The following is a 14,316-nucleotide window of genomic DNA, read 5'->3' on the forward strand; positions in this document are numbered from 1 at the left end:
GCCTTTGCCCACCCCACGATTATGCCGTCGCTACGCCCCCTCGAACTTGAACGAAACGCTCAGCTTGGCACGGTAGGCTTCGACCTTGCCCTTGGCGTCAAGTTGCAGATCGAGCTTCACGACTTCGGCGACGCGCAGATCGCGGAGCGACTCTCCCGCACGGCTGACCGCGGCCGCCGCGGCCTTTTCCCAGGATTCTGTGCTGGTGCCGATCAGCTCGATGACCTTGTAGACGCTATCAGCCATGTCGTCCTCCCGTTGAGCAAGGGTCTATGCAAGGCAGGACGCAGGTGCTCCTGCCAGTTACAACCTAACATCGGGACGCGCATCGTGAATAGGATGCGCTGCACCATTGCGAGCGCTTACGCCAGCGGGCGCCCATAAAACACACGCCCATAAACACAATGGCCGGGCGGCTTACGCCGTCCAGCCATTTGTGAAAGTCATTGCTACGCGACCGATGCCTCACTCGGTCGAGTACTTGAACTCCGGCATCGACTTCAGCTGATCCTTGGTCGCGCTGAACACGGCGTGGTCCGGATACCACGGATTCTTCTTGGGCGCGGCGGCAGGCGCGGGCGGCGCAGCACCCGTCGTCGTACCCGTGCCTGTCGTCCCAGGCCTTGCGCCACCGGTGGCAGGCGCGCCGGCCGTGCCGGTATAGGCAATCGGCTCGTCGACGAACTTCACCTTGTCGATCGGTACCGCGACCAGATGCTCGCCGACCCCGAGGAACCCGCCGACGCCGATCACCACGGCTTTGATGTCGCCGCTCTTGTCGGCCAGAAGATCGTTGATCGACCCGAGGCTTTCGTTGCTGTCGTTGTACACATTCAGGCCGACCATCTTCGACGTACGCCAGTTGCCCTTGAACGACGAGGTATCGGACGCAGCCGCAGGCGCGGCGGTGGTGGCGCGGTCAGTCGTTGCCGAAGGACTTTGTTGCGCGAACGCGACACTCGCCAGCAACGCGGAAGCCGCGAGGCCGGCAACGGCAGTTTTGGTTAACATATCGGTTCTCCTCATCTCCTCATTTCAGGAAACGCTCTGGAAGAACCCGTCACTTCAACAAGTGTTCCACGCATTTCGCGCGGAAACCTGCGCCGCACTGCGGTCAAAAGCCGCCCCAGTAAGGCGGCATGCCGTAATAGCGATGCAGCTCGGCTTCCTTCGCGCGATCGCCCCAGTCGAAATCCTTGTCGGCACGGAACGACGGCGCGCGCTTCAGCTCTTCATCGTCGACGTCGAGTTCATAGGCTTCGAACTTCATGTTGTAGCGAAGCCGTCCCCACGGCAACGGAATCAGATTGGCGCCGATGCCGAGAAAGCCGCCGAAACTCAGAATTGCATAGGATACTTTACCGGTGACCTTGTCGATCATCAGCCGTTCGATATGGCCGATCATGTCCCCGTTCGGCCGGCGCACCGCGGTCCCCTCGACACGGTCGCTCGCGATCAACTGATGCGGCTTGGCCATGACGTCGATTGCCATCGCACCCTCCACAAATGAAGAGGTGAATCAACGCCGCAGCAACCGCGCGGTTCCAGCCGCAAAAAAGGACAACCATCCTTCCCTGTCGGAAAGGATGGGTTGCAAGGTACGGAGCTGCGCGGGGAAAAATCAGCTCTGATAGTCGATCAGCAACGCCGAGAACGACGCGTTGCTGCTGCTCGAAGTACCGGTCGCGCCATAGCTCGTCGACGCCGAAGCCGACAGCGATTCCTGCAGCGATTGCAGGAACTGCTTGAGAATGTCGTCGATCGAAGTCGTGCTCGACGAGGAGGAGTCGTCGCTGGAGGACGCGCCATCCGCAGGCGGCGGACCGCCGGGTCGCGCGACAGCCTGCTCGACCTCACGCAAGGCCGCAACGCCGGCTCGTTCGAACGCTCGATCGACGTGCTGGTCAGCCGCATCCGCCGCAAGATCGAACCCGATCCGCAAGCTGCCACCCTGATCAAGACGGTGCGCTCCGGCGGCTACATGTTCACCCCGCGCGTTGAAGCCATCAGCGTCGAGGCGGTGACCGCCGCCGGTCACTGATCATGAAGGGCCTGTTGAACCTGCGCGGCATCAGCGGCCAGATCGCAGCCCTCGTCGTCGTCTCGATCGCAGCGCTTCATCTGATCATCACCGCGAGTTTCCTGCTGCAGCGGCCCGACCGGCCGGAGCCGTCGTCTGACCGCGGCCACGGCCCAGCTTGCCGCAGCCGTGCAGCTGCTCGGTGCAGCGCCCGCATCGGAACGGCCGCGGCTCTCCGCCGACATCGCGCGCGCCTTTTCGCAGCTCGGCATCGACGACCGCACCAAAATGCTCGCCGCGATTAGCCACGATCTGCGCACGCCGATTACAAGAATGCGTCTTCGCTCCGAATTCATCGAGGACGAGACCCATCGCAGCCGCATGCTCGACGATCTCGACCAGATGCGCTCGATGCTTGAGTCCGTGCTGTCGTTCCTGCGCAACGGCCGCAGGTTGGAGGCGATGACGCTGGCCGACATCGCCAGCACGCTGCAGCTCATCACCGACCAGTTCGCCGACATGGGACGCAAGGTCGCCTATGACGGCCCCGCGCATGCCATGGCCACGGTGCGGCCCGACGACCTGCACCGCGCCGTCACCAATCTGGTGGAGAATGCCGTGAGATTCGGCGCCGAAGCGGTGATCCGCCTTCGTGTCTCGGCGGACCAGCTCACCATCGACGTCGAAGACGACGGCCCCGGCATTTCGGATGCGCAAAAGCAGAATGTGCTGGAGCCGTTTGTGCGCGGCGACGAGGCCCGCAATATGGACGAGGCGGCGGGCTTCGGCCTTGGTCTATCAATCACCAACGCCATCGCAACGGCGCATGGCGGCACGCTGTCGCTGCATGACCGGCGGCCGCATGGACTGGTGGTTCGGATGCGATTGCCGATCCACCAGAGCAGCGGCCGCGCTGCGGCCTAGTTCATTGCTTCAGGCTGCGAGCGCGTCGGGATCCGCTTCCTCGTAGATTGCGATCGCCTCGAAGCGATAGTCGCAGGCGCGGCAGAACCAGAGGAAGGATGTGCGGCCCGGACTGCTCTCTACCCAATCGGGTCTTGCGATCGGCTTGCCGCACTGGGCGCAGGGGTTGCCGCGAGGCAGATAGCTGGAATCGAGTCGAGCCATGACGCATCTCCCTTTTGACGTCTTGCTTTCGACGTCTTGCTGACGACGTTTTGCAAAATCGATGATTGGTTATGTCGTTGAATGAGACAGGATTGCTGTCGAAATAGAACATTCTGGCGGCAACGCTTGTACACTTTCATCGCATTATTTGCACGACAATCATGCGCGTCCGCATGACGCAGATTCGCGTAACAGAAGCGATGCATCGCACTGACAATTTCAGCGTCACGATCGCCCAGGTCCGTTAGCGCGTGCGCCAGCTACGGACATCCCGCCGCGATATCGTCGGTTTTTCGCCACATCTGTGCCCGGTAATGGAACTACCGAAAACGCCGAACCGTTAACGCTCCCTGTCCGCCGGGATTTGATTTTATGAAAAGTTTGCCGAAGTTCGCGCTCGCCGCCATCGCGGCGCTTGTGGCCTCACCCGATGCGATGGCGCAGAGCCGCGCGCAGTATGAGAGCATGGTCGCAAGCCATGCGCGCGCCAACAACGTGCCGGAAGCGCTGGTGCACCGGGTGATCGTGCGCGAGAGCAAGTATCATCCAAGCCTCGTCGGGCGCGGCGGCACCATCGGGCTGATGCAGATCAAGCTCCCGACCGCGCGCGGCCTCGGCTACACCGGCGACGCCGCGGGCCTGCGCGATCCCGACACCAATCTCGCCTGGGGCATCAAATATCTGGCCGGCGCCTACCGCGCCGCCAACGGCGATCACAGCCGGGCCGTGCGTTATTATGCGGGCGGCTATTACTACGCTGCAAAGCGCCAGCGGCTCGAGCAGCCGAGGCTCACCACCCCGGTGCTCGCAAGTGGTGTGCCGCCGAAAATCGTCGCCAAGCCCGTCGAAACGGCGAAAACGCCCGCTGAGGCGAACGCAATGCAGACCTCCCAGTAGCGGGGTTTTGGGCCCGGCTGCGCCGCGTCCGGCGCACGGCAGCGGTGCAGTTCCCGCAAAGCCGCGTTGACACCTCCGCCCAACTGCCTACATTAGCCCTGTTCCGAGGGGTGCTCCGATGAGGAGCTGAGATACCGCAAGCTTGGGCAGTTCTACCTCAAAGTAGAGGCGCCCAGGACCGCGGTGACCCTTTGAACCTGATCCGGGTCATGCCGGCGAAGGGACAGGGATGTACCAGAAGTCAGATCCGCGGGGGGATTCCCCCGTTTCCATCATCGGAGCGGGCATTGCCGGCGCATGGCAGGCGTTGCTGTTCGCACAGGCCGGCCATGCCGTCACTCTGTATGAGCGCAGTGACGCCGATATGACGCTTTCCACCAGCCACTGGGCCGGCGGCATGCTGGCCCCCTGGTGCGAGGCCGAGACCTCTGAGCCCGTGATCGGCCGGCTCGGCATCCGCTCGCTCGATCTGTGGCGCGAGCATTTTCCCAATACCCCGTTCAACGGATCGCTGGTCGTGGCACATGCGCGCGACCGTGCCGATTTCGAACGGTTTGCGAAGCTGACCACCGGTCATGTCAGGCTCGACGCGGGCGGTTTACGCGACCTCGAACCGTCGCTGGATGGCCGTTTCCGCGACGGCCTGTTCTATGCCGGCGAGGGCCATGTCGAGCCGCGCCGCGTGCTCCCCGAACTGCATGCCCGCATCGAAGCCGCCGGCGGCATCATCAAGTTCGACTGCGATGCCGATGCCGACGACCTCGACGGCATCGTGATCGACTGCCGCGGGCTGGCGGCGCGAAACGAGCAGCCCGATCTGCGCGGCGTCAAGGGCGAGATGATCATCGTTGAGACGAGCGAGGTTGAACTGTCGCGCCCGGTGCGGCTGATCCATCCGCGCTGGCCGCTCTACGTGATCCCGCGCGGCGACAACAAGTTCATGCTGGGCGCGACCTCGATCGAGGCCGAGGACACCGGCGTCAGCGTGCGCTCGGCGCTGGAGCTGCTCGGCGCCGCCTATGCGGTGCATCCGGCCTTCGCCGAGGCGCGCATCGTCGAGTTCGGCTCGGGCCTTCGTCCGGCCTACCCGGATAATCTGCCGCGGATCACGGTCGACAAGAAGATCGCGGTGAACGGGCTCTATCGCCACGGCTTCCTGCTGGCCCCTGCGCTCGCCGAGCTGACGCTCGGCTATGTCCAGCGCGGCGCGATCGACAATGAGGTGATGCGATGCGTGTGACCGTCAACGGCGAAGAACGGGAGATCGCTTCTTCCCGCGTCGACGCCCTGCTCTCAGAGCTCGAATACGAGGGCACGCATTTCGCGATTGCGCTGAATTACGACGTGCTGCCGAAGAGCCGCTGGGCCGAGACGGTGCTGAAGGCCGGCGACGAGATCGAGATCATCACGCCGCGGCAGGGAGGGTGAGGATGGTTTTGTGCGCAAACTCTCTCCCCCCGTCGTCCCTGCGAACGCAGGGACCCATAACCACCGGCCTTCGTGATGACGAAAGGTATCTGCGACCGCGCCGATACGCGAGATCACGCGGTATGGGTCCCTGCGTGCGCAGGGACGACCGGGAAAGAACGGGACACTGACACCATGCTGAACTTCTACGGCAAAACCTTCTCCTCCCGCCTCCTGATCGGCTCGGCGCTCTACCCCTCGCCGGCGATCATGCAGGACGCGATCCGCGCGTCGGGGGCCAACATCGTCACCGTGTCGCTGCGGCGCGAGGCCGCCGGCGGCAAGACCGGCGACGCGTTCTGGTCGCTGATCCGCGAGCTTGATGTCACGGTGCTGCCGAACACCGCCGGCTGCCGCAGCGTGCGCGAGGCGGTGACGACGGCAAAACTGGCGCGTGAGTTGTTCTCCACGCCCTGGATCAAGCTGGAGGTGATTGCCGACAACGACACGCTGCAACCCGACGTGGTCGGCCTGGTCGAAGCCGCCGGCATCCTGATCAAGGACGGTTTTGAAGTGTTCCCCTACTGCACCGAAGACCTTTCGGTCGCGATGCGGCTGGTCGATGCCGGCTGCAAGGTCGTGATGCCCTGGGCCGCGCCAATAGGAAGTGCAAAAGGCATCACCAACCGTGACGCGCTAAAACTCATGCGCGAGCGTCTGCCCGACATCACGCTGGTGGTCGACGCCGGCCTCGGCGCGCCGTCGCATGCCGCCCACGCCCTCGAACTCGGCTACGACGCCGTGCTGCTCAACACGGCGATCGCAAAGGCTGCCGATCCTGTCGTGATGGCCAATGCGTTCCGCCTCGGCGTGGAAGCCGGCCGCACCGCCTACGAAGCCGGCCTGATGGAAGCCCGCGACTTCGCCTCGCCCTCAACCCCTGTGATCGGGACACCGTTCTGGCATGCCGTATCCTGATAAATTCTATCCCGTGGTTCACAACGTCGCTTGGGTGACGCGGCTGGCGCTGCTCGGCGCCGGCACCATCCAGTTGCGCGCCAAGGACCTCAATGAATCCCAGGCGCTGCAGATCGTGACCGACGCGCTCGAGGCCATCAAGGGCACGCCGGTAAAACTCGTGGTCAACGACTACTGGCGCGCGGCGATCGTCGCCGGCGCAAAACACCTGCATCTCGGCCAGGAAGACCTCGCGGACGCCGACCTCGGCGAAATCCGCAAAGCCGGACTGACGCTCGGCATCTCCACCCATGACGACGAAGAGCTGGCGATCGCGCTGGCAGCGAAGCCGGACTACATCGCGCTCGGTCCGATTTTCCCGACCACGCTGAAATCCATGCGCTTCGCCCCGCAGGGCATTCCAAAGATCACCGAATGGAAGAAGCGCATCAGCGACATACCGCTGGTCGCAATCGGCGGCATCAAGTTCGAACAGTCGCCTGAGATTTTTGCCGCCGGCGCGGATTCCATCGCCGTCGTCAGCGACGTCACCCAGCACGCCGACCCCGACGCGCGGGTGCGGCAATGGCTCGGCCAGAGCGCGGAGGCCGCGTGATGATTTACGAAACTATCAACGTCATTGCGAGGAGCGCAGCGACGAAGCAATCCATTCTTACCGCATGCTCGGTGGGATGGATTGCTTCGCTGCGCTCGCAATGACGGAGAAACCAATCAGAAATTCAACGGAGGATACAGTATGAACATTCGCTCCAATCCCGACACCACCCTTCCCGCCGTCACCACCGGGCCCCTTCCCTCGTCCCGCAAAATCTTCGCCACCCCGGACGCCGCGCCCGACCTGCGCGTGCCTCTGCGTGAGATCATTTTGAGCGAAGGCGCCGGCGAGCCGAACCTTTCCGTGTACGACACCTCCGGCCCCTACACCGATCCGACCGTGACCATCGACGTCAACGCCGGCCTGTCGCGCAATCGTCTCGCCTGGGTCAAGGAGCGCGGCGGCGTCGAGGAATATCAGGGCCGCGAGATCAAGCCGGAAGACAACGGCAATGTCGGCGCGTCGCACGCCGCAAAGGCCTTCACCGCGCACCACAAGCCGCTGCGCGGCCTCGACGGCCACAAGATCACCCAGCTCGAATTCGCCCGCGCCGGCATCATCACGAAAGAGATGATCTACGTCGCCGAGCGCGAAAACCTCGGCCGCAAGCAACAGCTCGAACGCGCCGAGGCAGCGTTGGCCGACGGCGAAAGCTTTGGCGCCGAAGTCCCCGCCTTCATCACGCCGGAGTTCGTCCGCAGCGAGATCGCGCGCGGCCGGGCCATTATTCCCTGCAACATCAACCACGCCGAACTCGAGCCGATGATCATCGGCCGCAATTTCCTGACCAAGATCAACGCCAATATCGGCAACTCCGCCGTGACGTCGTCGGTGGAAGAGGAAGTCGACAAGATGGTGTGGGCGATCCGCTGGGGCGCCGACACCGTGATGGACCTCTCCACGGGGCGCAACATCCACACCACCCGCGAATGGATTCTTCGAAATGCGCCGATCCCGATCGGCACCGTTCCCATTTATCAAGCGCTGGAGAAGTGCGAAGGCGATCCGGTAAAACTGACCTGGGAGCTCTACAAGGATACGCTGATCGAGCAGTGCGAACAGGGCGTGGACTATTTTACCATCCACGCCGGCGTGCGCCTGCCCTACATCCACCTCACCGCCAACCGCGTCACCGGCATCGTGTCGCGCGGCGGCTCGATCATGGCGAAGTGGTGCCTGGCGCATCACAAGGAGAGCTTCCTCTACACCCATTTCGATGAGATCTGCGACCTCATGCGCAAGTATGACGTCTCGTTCTCGCTCGGCGACGGCCTGCGTCCCGGCTCGATCGCCGACGCCAACGACCGCGCACAGTTCGCCGAACTGGAGACGCTCGGCGAACTCACGAAGATCGCGTGGGACAAGGGCTGCCAGGTGATGATCGAAGGCCCCGGCCATGTGCCGATGCACAAGATCAAGATCAACATGGACAAGCAGCTCAAGGAATGCGGCGAAGCCCCGTTCTACACGCTTGGGCCGCTGACCACGGACATCGCGCCGGGCTACGACCACATCACCTCAGGCATTGGTGCGGCCATGATCGGCTGGTTCGGCTGCGCCATGCTCTGCTACGTCACGCCGAAGGAGCATCTCGGCCTCCCCGACCGTAACGACGTCAAGGTCGGCGTCATCACCTACAAGATCGCCGCCCACGCGAGCGACCTCGCCAAGGGCCACCCCGCCGCGCAACTTCGCGACGACGCGCTCTCCCGTGCGAGGTTCGACTTCCGCTGGACCGACCAGTTCAACCTCGGCCTCGATCCGGACACCGCAAAAAGCTTCCACGACGAAACCCTGCCGAAGGAAGCCCACAAGGTCGCCCACTTCTGCTCAATGTGCGGCCCGAAATTCTGTTCGATGAAGATTACGCAGGACGTGCGGGATTATGCGGCGACGCTGAACGATCCGGCGAGTGTCGGGATGTCGGTGAGTGGGACTATCGAGGATGGGATGGCGGCGATGAGCCAGAAGTTCAAGGAGATGGGAAGCGACCTCTATCTGGATGCGGAGAAGGTGAAGGAGAGTAATCGGGTGTTGTGAGGCACCGCTCTCTCCTCGTCATGCCCGGGCTTGACCCGGGCATCCATAACGAAGGCCGGGCTAGTTGTCCGGCCTTCTTTTTTAGATGAAACGGATTGACACAACCAATAGATGCGCAGTTATTGCATCTCAATTCACGTCTGGTTCTTCATGGAAGCATTTGCAAAACTCTTAACGGCCATGGCTGCTCTCGTTGGAGCTGTCGTTTGTTGTCCAGTCTTCCGAAGTAACGGTTAGCTCGTAGGCGTAATCCGCCGACTTACTCATATCCCCAAGTGGTGGGGACGCTTCGTAAATTGCTCCACACAGCTGCAGATTTATCTGTACGCCAATATTTCACAACTAAGATGGATTTTTCACGATGAAATCGATTTGGATACGTTGGACAAATAAAGACTCAAGAAATTATGTCGATATCGTTCCCTTGGAATTGTTTCGATCGGAGACTGATGAGAGAGAGATCGAGCATTTGGTAAGAAGGCCCAATGGAACGGCATACGCTGTCAAGTCTAACCTCTTCATCAGGCGTAATATTGCAACCCTGACTTACCGAGCGAACGAAAATCCACCAAACGCTACATGGTTGGGTATCACGCGAATAACATTTGAGGGAAACGAGAGAAGAGAAGTTCGCCGGGTAGATTGGCAGGATGCCAACGGCCAAGAGTTCGTCGATTTAGGTCCCATTATTTCGTTAGAGGACAATCGAGCGACTGCTGCGCGGTATTTCGTTGTCAAAGCCCACACCGCAGAAGTCGACGGCAATTCCCTCAAACTATCGGGTCAGCCGATTGACCGGAAGAAGGGCGGAGACATTTCTGTCGGAGATCGCGTGTTTGTATGGATTTTTGAGAACAGTGGTGGTCATGGGCTGGAATGGTATGGCCGCGTTCGGGCCTTAGACAGACGTGATCCAAGTAAGTTTGTGATTCGAATCGAAGATCTGCAGAAGGCCACTTCAAAATTTGGTGCTGCTGAAATTGACAAGCTCTATAGTTCCAAAAATCTCGCACAACAAAGCTTGTTTGAGAAGTTGAAGACGTATTCGCCCGCTGGAATAAGGCGAGTAGACCAAACAGAAGCAGACGAATTGCTCGCTTTGTTTTCATTGGACGCTCTTCAATCTGATGGACAGGACGAAGTCGCGCGGCTCATACGACTCGGGAAGATTGCCTCTCGACCAAATCAAAGCACGTTCAGCGCAAGCATCCGGCGGACCTACGAGAACACGTGTGCGATCACAGGCAGCACCACGACCGAGGTACTGGAAGCGGCTCACATCAAGGTCGGCAAGGGCGTTGATGATAATAGCTTGGAGAACGGGATCCTGCTCAGAGCGGATATCCACGCCCTCTTTGACGCAGGCTTGATCGCATTAACATTGGATGGAAAGCGGCTCGAGCTGAGTATGGAACTAGAAGACTCGGCCTACCAATTTCTACGGAAAACAAACGTGTTTCAGCCAAGCACGGCGCGACCTTCCGAGGCCAACATTCGCCACCACCGCCTAAGATTTGGGTTTCCCTGCTAACACGTAGGGCCGCTCTGCCCCGTCTATCTGCCCGCTGTTGAGCATATACCTCCGGGTGTGACAAACCGCCGTCAAAATCTTTACGTGCCGATTAACCTTTCATTAACCAAACGCGCTCACCCTCCGTCTACGGCTTGGGGGCCGTTGATTCCTGATGCTTCAGCTCCGCGTTTCGGAGCTAGCGTTGATCGGGAGGTGTTGATGCCCCGGGACTACCTTGGCGACCTGTACCTTGGCGCGGACTGTGTTCTCGTGCCCGAGATTCCGCTGTCGGATTCTCAAGGCCTTTCACCCCACCAGATCGTGCCGATGCTGATCGGCTCCACGGTCGAGGCGATCGAGCGCGAGCTCGTGCTGCAGACGCTGGCGCGCTGCCACGGCAATCGCACCCACGCAGCCCGCGTGCTCGGACTTTCGGTGCGCACGATGCGGAACAAGATCCGGCAGTATGCGACTGACGGCGTCGACATTCCCGCGCACAGCTAGGTCGGCAGAGCGTAGGCTGGGCAAAGCGGACTTGTCTCGCCGTAGCTCGAAGAGCGAAGGCGGGAGCGTGCCCACCATCACGAGCACAGTGTGAATTGGTGGGCACGGCGCTAACGCGCCTTTGCCCACCCTGCGCTCTGCGGACTGATTTGCCTCGCGCGCAAGCGCAATCTCGCTCGAGTGCCTGCGACAAAGCAACACGACGGGCAAATCACCTGAAACCTGTCCAGCCCCTCGCGCAAAAATATTGCGCTTAACACGCAGGCCAAATCAGCGGCATAACACCGCCCGTCTCACGGCGGATGAGGGGCGTTGGCCATCGTCACAAACGCGCGGTGAGATGCGATGGACGCGAGAGCTGCGACTGACGTGTGCAGCTTGAGCGTACGGCGAAGTCGTGTGGTCCTGACGCCCCGATGCTGGCGTCAAGTTGGCGGAAGCAATTCCGCCGGCGACGGTGACAACGAGCCCGGCCCGCCGGGGAGAGCACGAAGTAAGCCGTAAAGCCATTGCGCAGGGAAGGCCGGAGTGTTCCGCCTGTACCTGTATGCTCGTGTGCGCGTTTTCTGTGCGCAATTGCACACGAGATCGCGGGTGCAGCGTGCACCCGGTCTTCCCTGCGCCCTCTAAGTTCTGGAGGGCAAAGAAAATGCAAACCTCGGGCGCAATGCGCCGCGAGATCGCGAAGGTATGTTATTCGTAGGATGGGTAGAGCGACGCGAAACCCATCATCACGCGCACCGACGTTGATGGGTATCGCGGAGCCTGTCATCGGGCGCGCGTTCGCGCGACCCGTTGGCTCCACCCATCCTACGGGCTATGGATTGCTTCCACCAAGTCGCGCCGCTCGCAATAACGGGGAGAAAGTTTGTAGCCCGGACTGCCATGGCGGGGATGCCAATGAACACGCCGGCCGGAGACCGCCCGCCCCGCGAAAGCCTTGGCAAAGGCGCGTACAATCGGGCGTCACAATGACTCTATTAAAAATACAAATGGCCTGATGGCACCGAGCTTATTTTTTTGTTTACCCGCTATGGTTGAAATGCGGATGACTTAATTTCGACGTACGAAAAGCCAAGACAATGACTAATATCGCGGTGTTGCCGACGAGATAAAAAACATGGCAGGGGAACGTGGGTGAACTTCTGGGGTCAATAGCATTCTCCTTGATCGTCATCGCCGTGATCGCCGGCGCATGGGCCTGGATTTCGACGCTGTTCAGGAAGGGCGCCATGGCGCTGCTCGGCTTCGACCGGGTCTGTGTGCAACAGTTTGAAACCGTCCTGCTCTACCGGAACGGCCGTTTTGAAAAGGCGCTGCCGCCCGGCCGGCACCGGATCCGCGCCGGCAGCCGCCAACTGGCGCGGATCGACCGACGCCCCGAGGTGTTTCGATTTGTGCAAGGCGCCGTTTCCGCGGACCGTATTGCGATCAACCTCGTCTATGTCGTCCGGAGTCAAATCGTCGATCCCAGGGTAGCTTTCGAAAGCACGCAAAACTACCGGGACGAGGTATCGATCCGGCTGCAATCGGTGGTGAAGGCGGTGTGCAGCCGAAAAGCCCGCCTCGAAATTCAACTGGACCACCAGAGCTTCAGCAACAGCGCGCAGAAGGCCGCCAGCCAGGTGCTCCGCGCCATCGGCTGCGAATGCCTGACATTCGAACTGCTGCAGGTCGATTCCGCAGGCCCCATCGCGGAATTGGACCACAGGCGAATGGGATTTGCAGCGGAATAGCTTGTGGCGCCGGCAGGCGTGGCGGTGAAAAAAAGCATTCGCGGCAATGTGATCGCGCCCCGCCTCATCGATTCCCCGATCGACCGCGGCGCCGGCCGGGGGCGGCTCGATCATGCGCCGACAGCGCCGTTCGGCCACCAGGGCGCGGGCATCGAGGCAGCCCGTGCTGTGCGGTTCGTGGTTTCGAGTGAATCCTGCTACGCTATGCGCATACGTCGTTTCCCGGCGCCGGCCGCACGGCCAGGATCGGGCGCAGCTCCTCTGCGCAAACCGAATGGCTTCCGGGATTGCGAGAATTACCCGCAATGCCCAACTGTCCCCTATCATCATCCATCCGGACATATCAGACATGAGCCAGACCAGACTGTTCGAGCCCTTCAAGCTTGGCCCGATCACGCTGCCGAACCGCCTCGCAATGGCGCCGCTGACCCGCAACCGCGCGGTGCCGCCCGGCATGGTGCCGAGCCCGCTGGCGATCGACTATTACGGGCAGCGCGCCTCCGCAGGCCTCCTGATCACCGAAGCCAGCCAGGTTTCGCAGCAGGGCCAAGGCTATCAGGATACGCCCGGTATCTACTCGAAGGAGCAGGTCGCAGGCTGGCGCAAGGTCACCGACCGCGTGCACGAAAAGGGCGGGCGCATCTTCATCCAGATCTGGCATGTCGGCCGCATCTCGCACTCGACGCTGCAGCCCGGCGGCGGCAACCCGGTGGCGCCGTCCGCGATCCGCGCCAAGGGCAAGACGTTCGTCAACGGCACCTTCACCGATATCTCCGAGCCGCGCGCGCTGGAGCTGTCGGAGATTCCAGGGATCATCGAGGATTTCAAGCGCGGCACCGAGAATGCGCTGGCGGCCGGTTTCGACGGCGTCGAAATTCATGGGGCCAACGGCTATCTGCTCGATCAATTCGCGAAAGACGGCACCAACAAGCGTACCGACGCTTACGGCGGATCGATCGAGAACCGCGCCAAACTGATGCTGGAAGTTTCCAAGGTGGTCGCTGCGGTGGCGGGCCCCGAGCGCACCGGCATCCGCATCTCGCCGGTGACGCCGGCGAACGACGTCTCCGATAGCAACCCGCAACCGCTGTTCGACTACATCGTGGATGGGCTCAACGCCCTGAAGCTGACCTACATCCACGTCATCGAAGGCGCCACCGGCGGCCCGCGCGACATCGCGCCGTTCGATTACACAAGCCTGCGCAAGCGCTTCAGCGGAGCCTATGTCGCCAACAACGGCTATGATTTCGATCTCGCGACCAAGGTGCTCGAGGCCAACGCCGCCGACCTGATCGCATTCGGCAAACCGTTCATCTCGAACCCCGATCTGGTCGAGCGTCTGAAGAAGGGCGCCCCGCTGAACCCGTTCGACAAGGCGACGTTCTACGGCGGCGGCGCGAAGGGGTATACGGACTACCCGACGCTCGGGGCTGCGCAGGCGGCGGAGTAACAACCCTCGCCGTCATTGCGAGCGGAGTGAAGCAATCCATCTCGCCAC

16 protein-coding genes, 2 pseudogenes and 1 riboswitch are annotated in these 14,316 nt (G+C 61.6%); of the genes and pseudogenes, 12 read left to right on the plus strand and 6 right to left on the minus strand.

The window, feature by feature from the left end:
• Positions 1-30: 30 nt before the first annotated feature.
• From C7G61_RS15655 to C7G61_RS44665, 4 genes are all read right to left on the minus strand, one after another.
• Positions 31-246, minus strand: coding sequence for a dodecin family protein (locus C7G61_RS15655; protein ID WP_108515607.1), 216 nt, complete (start codon positions 244-246; stop codon positions 31-33).
• Between the two features lie 219 nt (positions 247-465).
• The gene (locus tag C7G61_RS15660; RefSeq protein WP_108515610.1) at positions 466-1,011 is read right to left on the minus strand and encodes a PRC-barrel domain-containing protein; all 546 of its coding nucleotides are present in this window, start codon (positions 1,009-1,011) and stop codon (positions 466-468) included.
• A gap of 103 nt (positions 1,012-1,114) precedes the next feature.
• Positions 1,115-1,492, minus strand: coding sequence for a PRC-barrel domain-containing protein (locus tag C7G61_RS15665; RefSeq protein WP_108515612.1), 378 nt, complete (start codon positions 1,490-1,492; stop codon positions 1,115-1,117).
• 129 nt (positions 1,493-1,621) lie between these two features.
• Positions 1,622-1,861 (minus strand): hypothetical protein, encoded by a 240-nt coding sequence (locus tag C7G61_RS44665; RefSeq protein ID WP_190241841.1) that lies wholly within the window; start codon positions 1,859-1,861, stop codon positions 1,622-1,624.
• Here C7G61_RS44665 and C7G61_RS15670 point away from each other — a divergent pair.
• Together C7G61_RS15670 and C7G61_RS15675 are read left to right on the plus strand one after the other, a co-directional pair.
• A pseudogene (locus C7G61_RS15670) lies at positions 1,832-2,041 on the plus strand (winged helix-turn-helix domain-containing protein); the annotation flags it as partial. The gene C7G61_RS44665 and the pseudogene C7G61_RS15670 sit on opposite strands and share 30 nt — an antisense overlap.
• A gap of 2 nt (positions 2,042-2,043) precedes the next feature.
• Positions 2,044-2,944: pseudogene (locus tag C7G61_RS15675) on the plus strand (ATP-binding protein).
• 9 nt (positions 2,945-2,953) lie between these two features.
• Here the strand turns inward: C7G61_RS15675 and C7G61_RS15680 are convergent.
• Positions 2,954-3,148 (minus strand): hypothetical protein, encoded by a 195-nt coding sequence (locus tag C7G61_RS15680; protein ID WP_108515614.1) that lies wholly within the window; start codon positions 3,146-3,148, stop codon positions 2,954-2,956.
• 372 nt (positions 3,149-3,520) lie between these two features.
• On the opposite strand from C7G61_RS15680, the gene C7G61_RS15685 reads away from it, so the two are divergent.
• From C7G61_RS15685 to C7G61_RS15720, 8 genes are all read left to right on the plus strand, one after another.
• Positions 3,521-4,045: a lytic transglycosylase domain-containing protein gene (locus tag C7G61_RS15685; protein ID WP_108515616.1), complete on the plus strand. Its 525-nt coding sequence runs from the start codon at positions 3,521-3,523 to the stop codon at positions 4,043-4,045.
• 96 nt (positions 4,046-4,141) lie between these two features.
• Positions 4,142-4,287, plus strand: a riboswitch (TPP riboswitch).
• On the plus strand, positions 4,275-5,285 hold the full coding sequence (locus C7G61_RS15690) for an FAD-dependent oxidoreductase (RefSeq protein WP_108515618.1): 1,011 nt from the start codon (positions 4,275-4,277) through the stop codon (positions 5,283-5,285). Its footprint overlaps the riboswitch before it by 13 nt.
• Positions 5,276-5,473 (plus strand): sulfur carrier protein ThiS, encoded by a 198-nt coding sequence (thiS, locus tag C7G61_RS15695; protein ID WP_108515620.1) that lies wholly within the window; start codon positions 5,276-5,278, stop codon positions 5,471-5,473. Before C7G61_RS15690 ends, thiS begins: the two co-directional genes overlap by 10 nt.
• 174 nt (positions 5,474-5,647) lie before the next feature.
• Positions 5,648-6,430, plus strand: a complete 783-nt coding sequence (locus tag C7G61_RS15700) for a thiazole synthase (protein WP_108515622.1) — start codon at positions 5,648-5,650, stop codon at positions 6,428-6,430.
• Positions 6,417-7,025 (plus strand): thiamine phosphate synthase, encoded by a 609-nt coding sequence (gene thiE / locus C7G61_RS15705; protein ID WP_108515624.1) that lies wholly within the window; start codon positions 6,417-6,419, stop codon positions 7,023-7,025. Before C7G61_RS15700 ends, thiE begins: the two co-directional genes overlap by 14 nt.
• A gap of 141 nt (positions 7,026-7,166) precedes the next feature.
• Positions 7,167-9,065 carry a phosphomethylpyrimidine synthase ThiC gene (gene thiC / locus C7G61_RS15710; protein WP_108515627.1) on the plus strand — a complete coding sequence of 633 codons (1,899 nt, stop codon included), beginning with the start codon at positions 7,167-7,169 and terminating at the stop codon, positions 9,063-9,065.
• 361 nt (positions 9,066-9,426) lie between these two features.
• Complete coding sequence (locus C7G61_RS15715) at positions 9,427-10,596, plus strand: HNH endonuclease (protein WP_108515629.1); 1,170 nt, start codon at positions 9,427-9,429, stop codon at positions 10,594-10,596.
• 201 nt (positions 10,597-10,797) lie between these two features.
• On the plus strand, positions 10,798-11,082 hold the full coding sequence (locus C7G61_RS15720) for a helix-turn-helix domain-containing protein (RefSeq protein WP_108515631.1): 285 nt from the start codon (positions 10,798-10,800) through the stop codon (positions 11,080-11,082).
• Between the two features lie 1,024 nt (positions 11,083-12,106).
• Here C7G61_RS15720 and C7G61_RS43930 read toward each other — a convergent pair.
• Entirely contained in the window at positions 12,107-12,316 is a 210-nt protein-coding gene (locus tag C7G61_RS43930; protein ID WP_145963627.1) for a hypothetical protein, read from the minus strand.
• Here C7G61_RS43930 and C7G61_RS15730 point away from each other — a divergent pair.
• Both C7G61_RS15730 and C7G61_RS15735 read left to right on the plus strand, forming a co-directional pair.
• Complete coding sequence (locus tag C7G61_RS15730) at positions 12,315-12,818, plus strand: SPFH domain-containing protein (RefSeq protein WP_145963628.1); 504 nt, start codon at positions 12,315-12,317, stop codon at positions 12,816-12,818. The two genes, C7G61_RS43930 and C7G61_RS15730, sit on opposite strands and share 2 nt — an antisense overlap.
• A 349-nt stretch (positions 12,819-13,167) precedes the next feature.
• Positions 13,168-14,268: an alkene reductase gene (locus tag C7G61_RS15735; RefSeq protein ID WP_108515636.1), complete on the plus strand. Its 1,101-nt coding sequence runs from the start codon at positions 13,168-13,170 to the stop codon at positions 14,266-14,268.
• Positions 14,269-14,316 lie beyond the last annotated feature (48 nt).

This window comes from Bradyrhizobium algeriense (assembly GCF_003062295.1).
GTDB lineage: Bacteria > Pseudomonadota > Alphaproteobacteria > Rhizobiales > Xanthobacteraceae > Bradyrhizobium > Bradyrhizobium algeriense.

Coding starts and splice junctions, on each gene's coding strand:
- C7G61_RS15655 (WP_108515607.1), bottom strand. CDS start 246: ATGGCTGATAGCGTCTACAAGGTCATCGAGCTGATCGGCACCAGCACA.
- C7G61_RS15665 (WP_108515612.1), bottom strand. CDS start 1,492: ATGGCAATCGACGTCATGGCCAAGCCGCATCAGTTGATCGCGAGCGAC.
- C7G61_RS15690 (WP_108515618.1), top strand. CDS start 4,275: ATGTACCAGAAGTCAGATCCGCGGGGGGATTCCCCCGTTTCCATCATC.
- C7G61_RS43930 (WP_145963627.1), bottom strand. CDS start 12,316: ATGGCGCCCTTCCTGAACAGCGTCGAAATCCAGGCCCATGCGCCGGCG.
- C7G61_RS15720 (WP_108515631.1), top strand. CDS start 10,798: ATGCCCCGGGACTACCTTGGCGACCTGTACCTTGGCGCGGACTGTGTT.
- thiE (WP_108515624.1), top strand. CDS start 6,417: ATGCCGTATCCTGATAAATTCTATCCCGTGGTTCACAACGTCGCTTGG.
- C7G61_RS15660 (WP_108515610.1), bottom strand. CDS start 1,011: ATGTTAACCAAAACTGCCGTTGCCGGCCTCGCGGCTTCCGCGTTGCTG.
- C7G61_RS15680 (WP_108515614.1), bottom strand. CDS start 3,148: ATGGCTCGACTCGATTCCAGCTATCTGCCTCGCGGCAACCCCTGCGCC.
- C7G61_RS15730 (WP_145963628.1), top strand. CDS start 12,315: ATGGCGCTGCTCGGCTTCGACCGGGTCTGTGTGCAACAGTTTGAAACC.
- C7G61_RS15685 (WP_108515616.1), top strand. CDS start 3,521: ATGAAAAGTTTGCCGAAGTTCGCGCTCGCCGCCATCGCGGCGCTTGTG.
- C7G61_RS15715 (WP_108515629.1), top strand. CDS start 9,427: ATGAAATCGATTTGGATACGTTGGACAAATAAAGACTCAAGAAATTAT.
- thiS (WP_108515620.1), top strand. CDS start 5,276: ATGCGTGTGACCGTCAACGGCGAAGAACGGGAGATCGCTTCTTCCCGC.
- thiC (WP_108515627.1), top strand. CDS start 7,167: ATGAACATTCGCTCCAATCCCGACACCACCCTTCCCGCCGTCACCACC.
- C7G61_RS15700 (WP_108515622.1), top strand. CDS start 5,648: ATGCTGAACTTCTACGGCAAAACCTTCTCCTCCCGCCTCCTGATCGGC.
- C7G61_RS15735 (WP_108515636.1), top strand. CDS start 13,168: ATGAGCCAGACCAGACTGTTCGAGCCCTTCAAGCTTGGCCCGATCACG.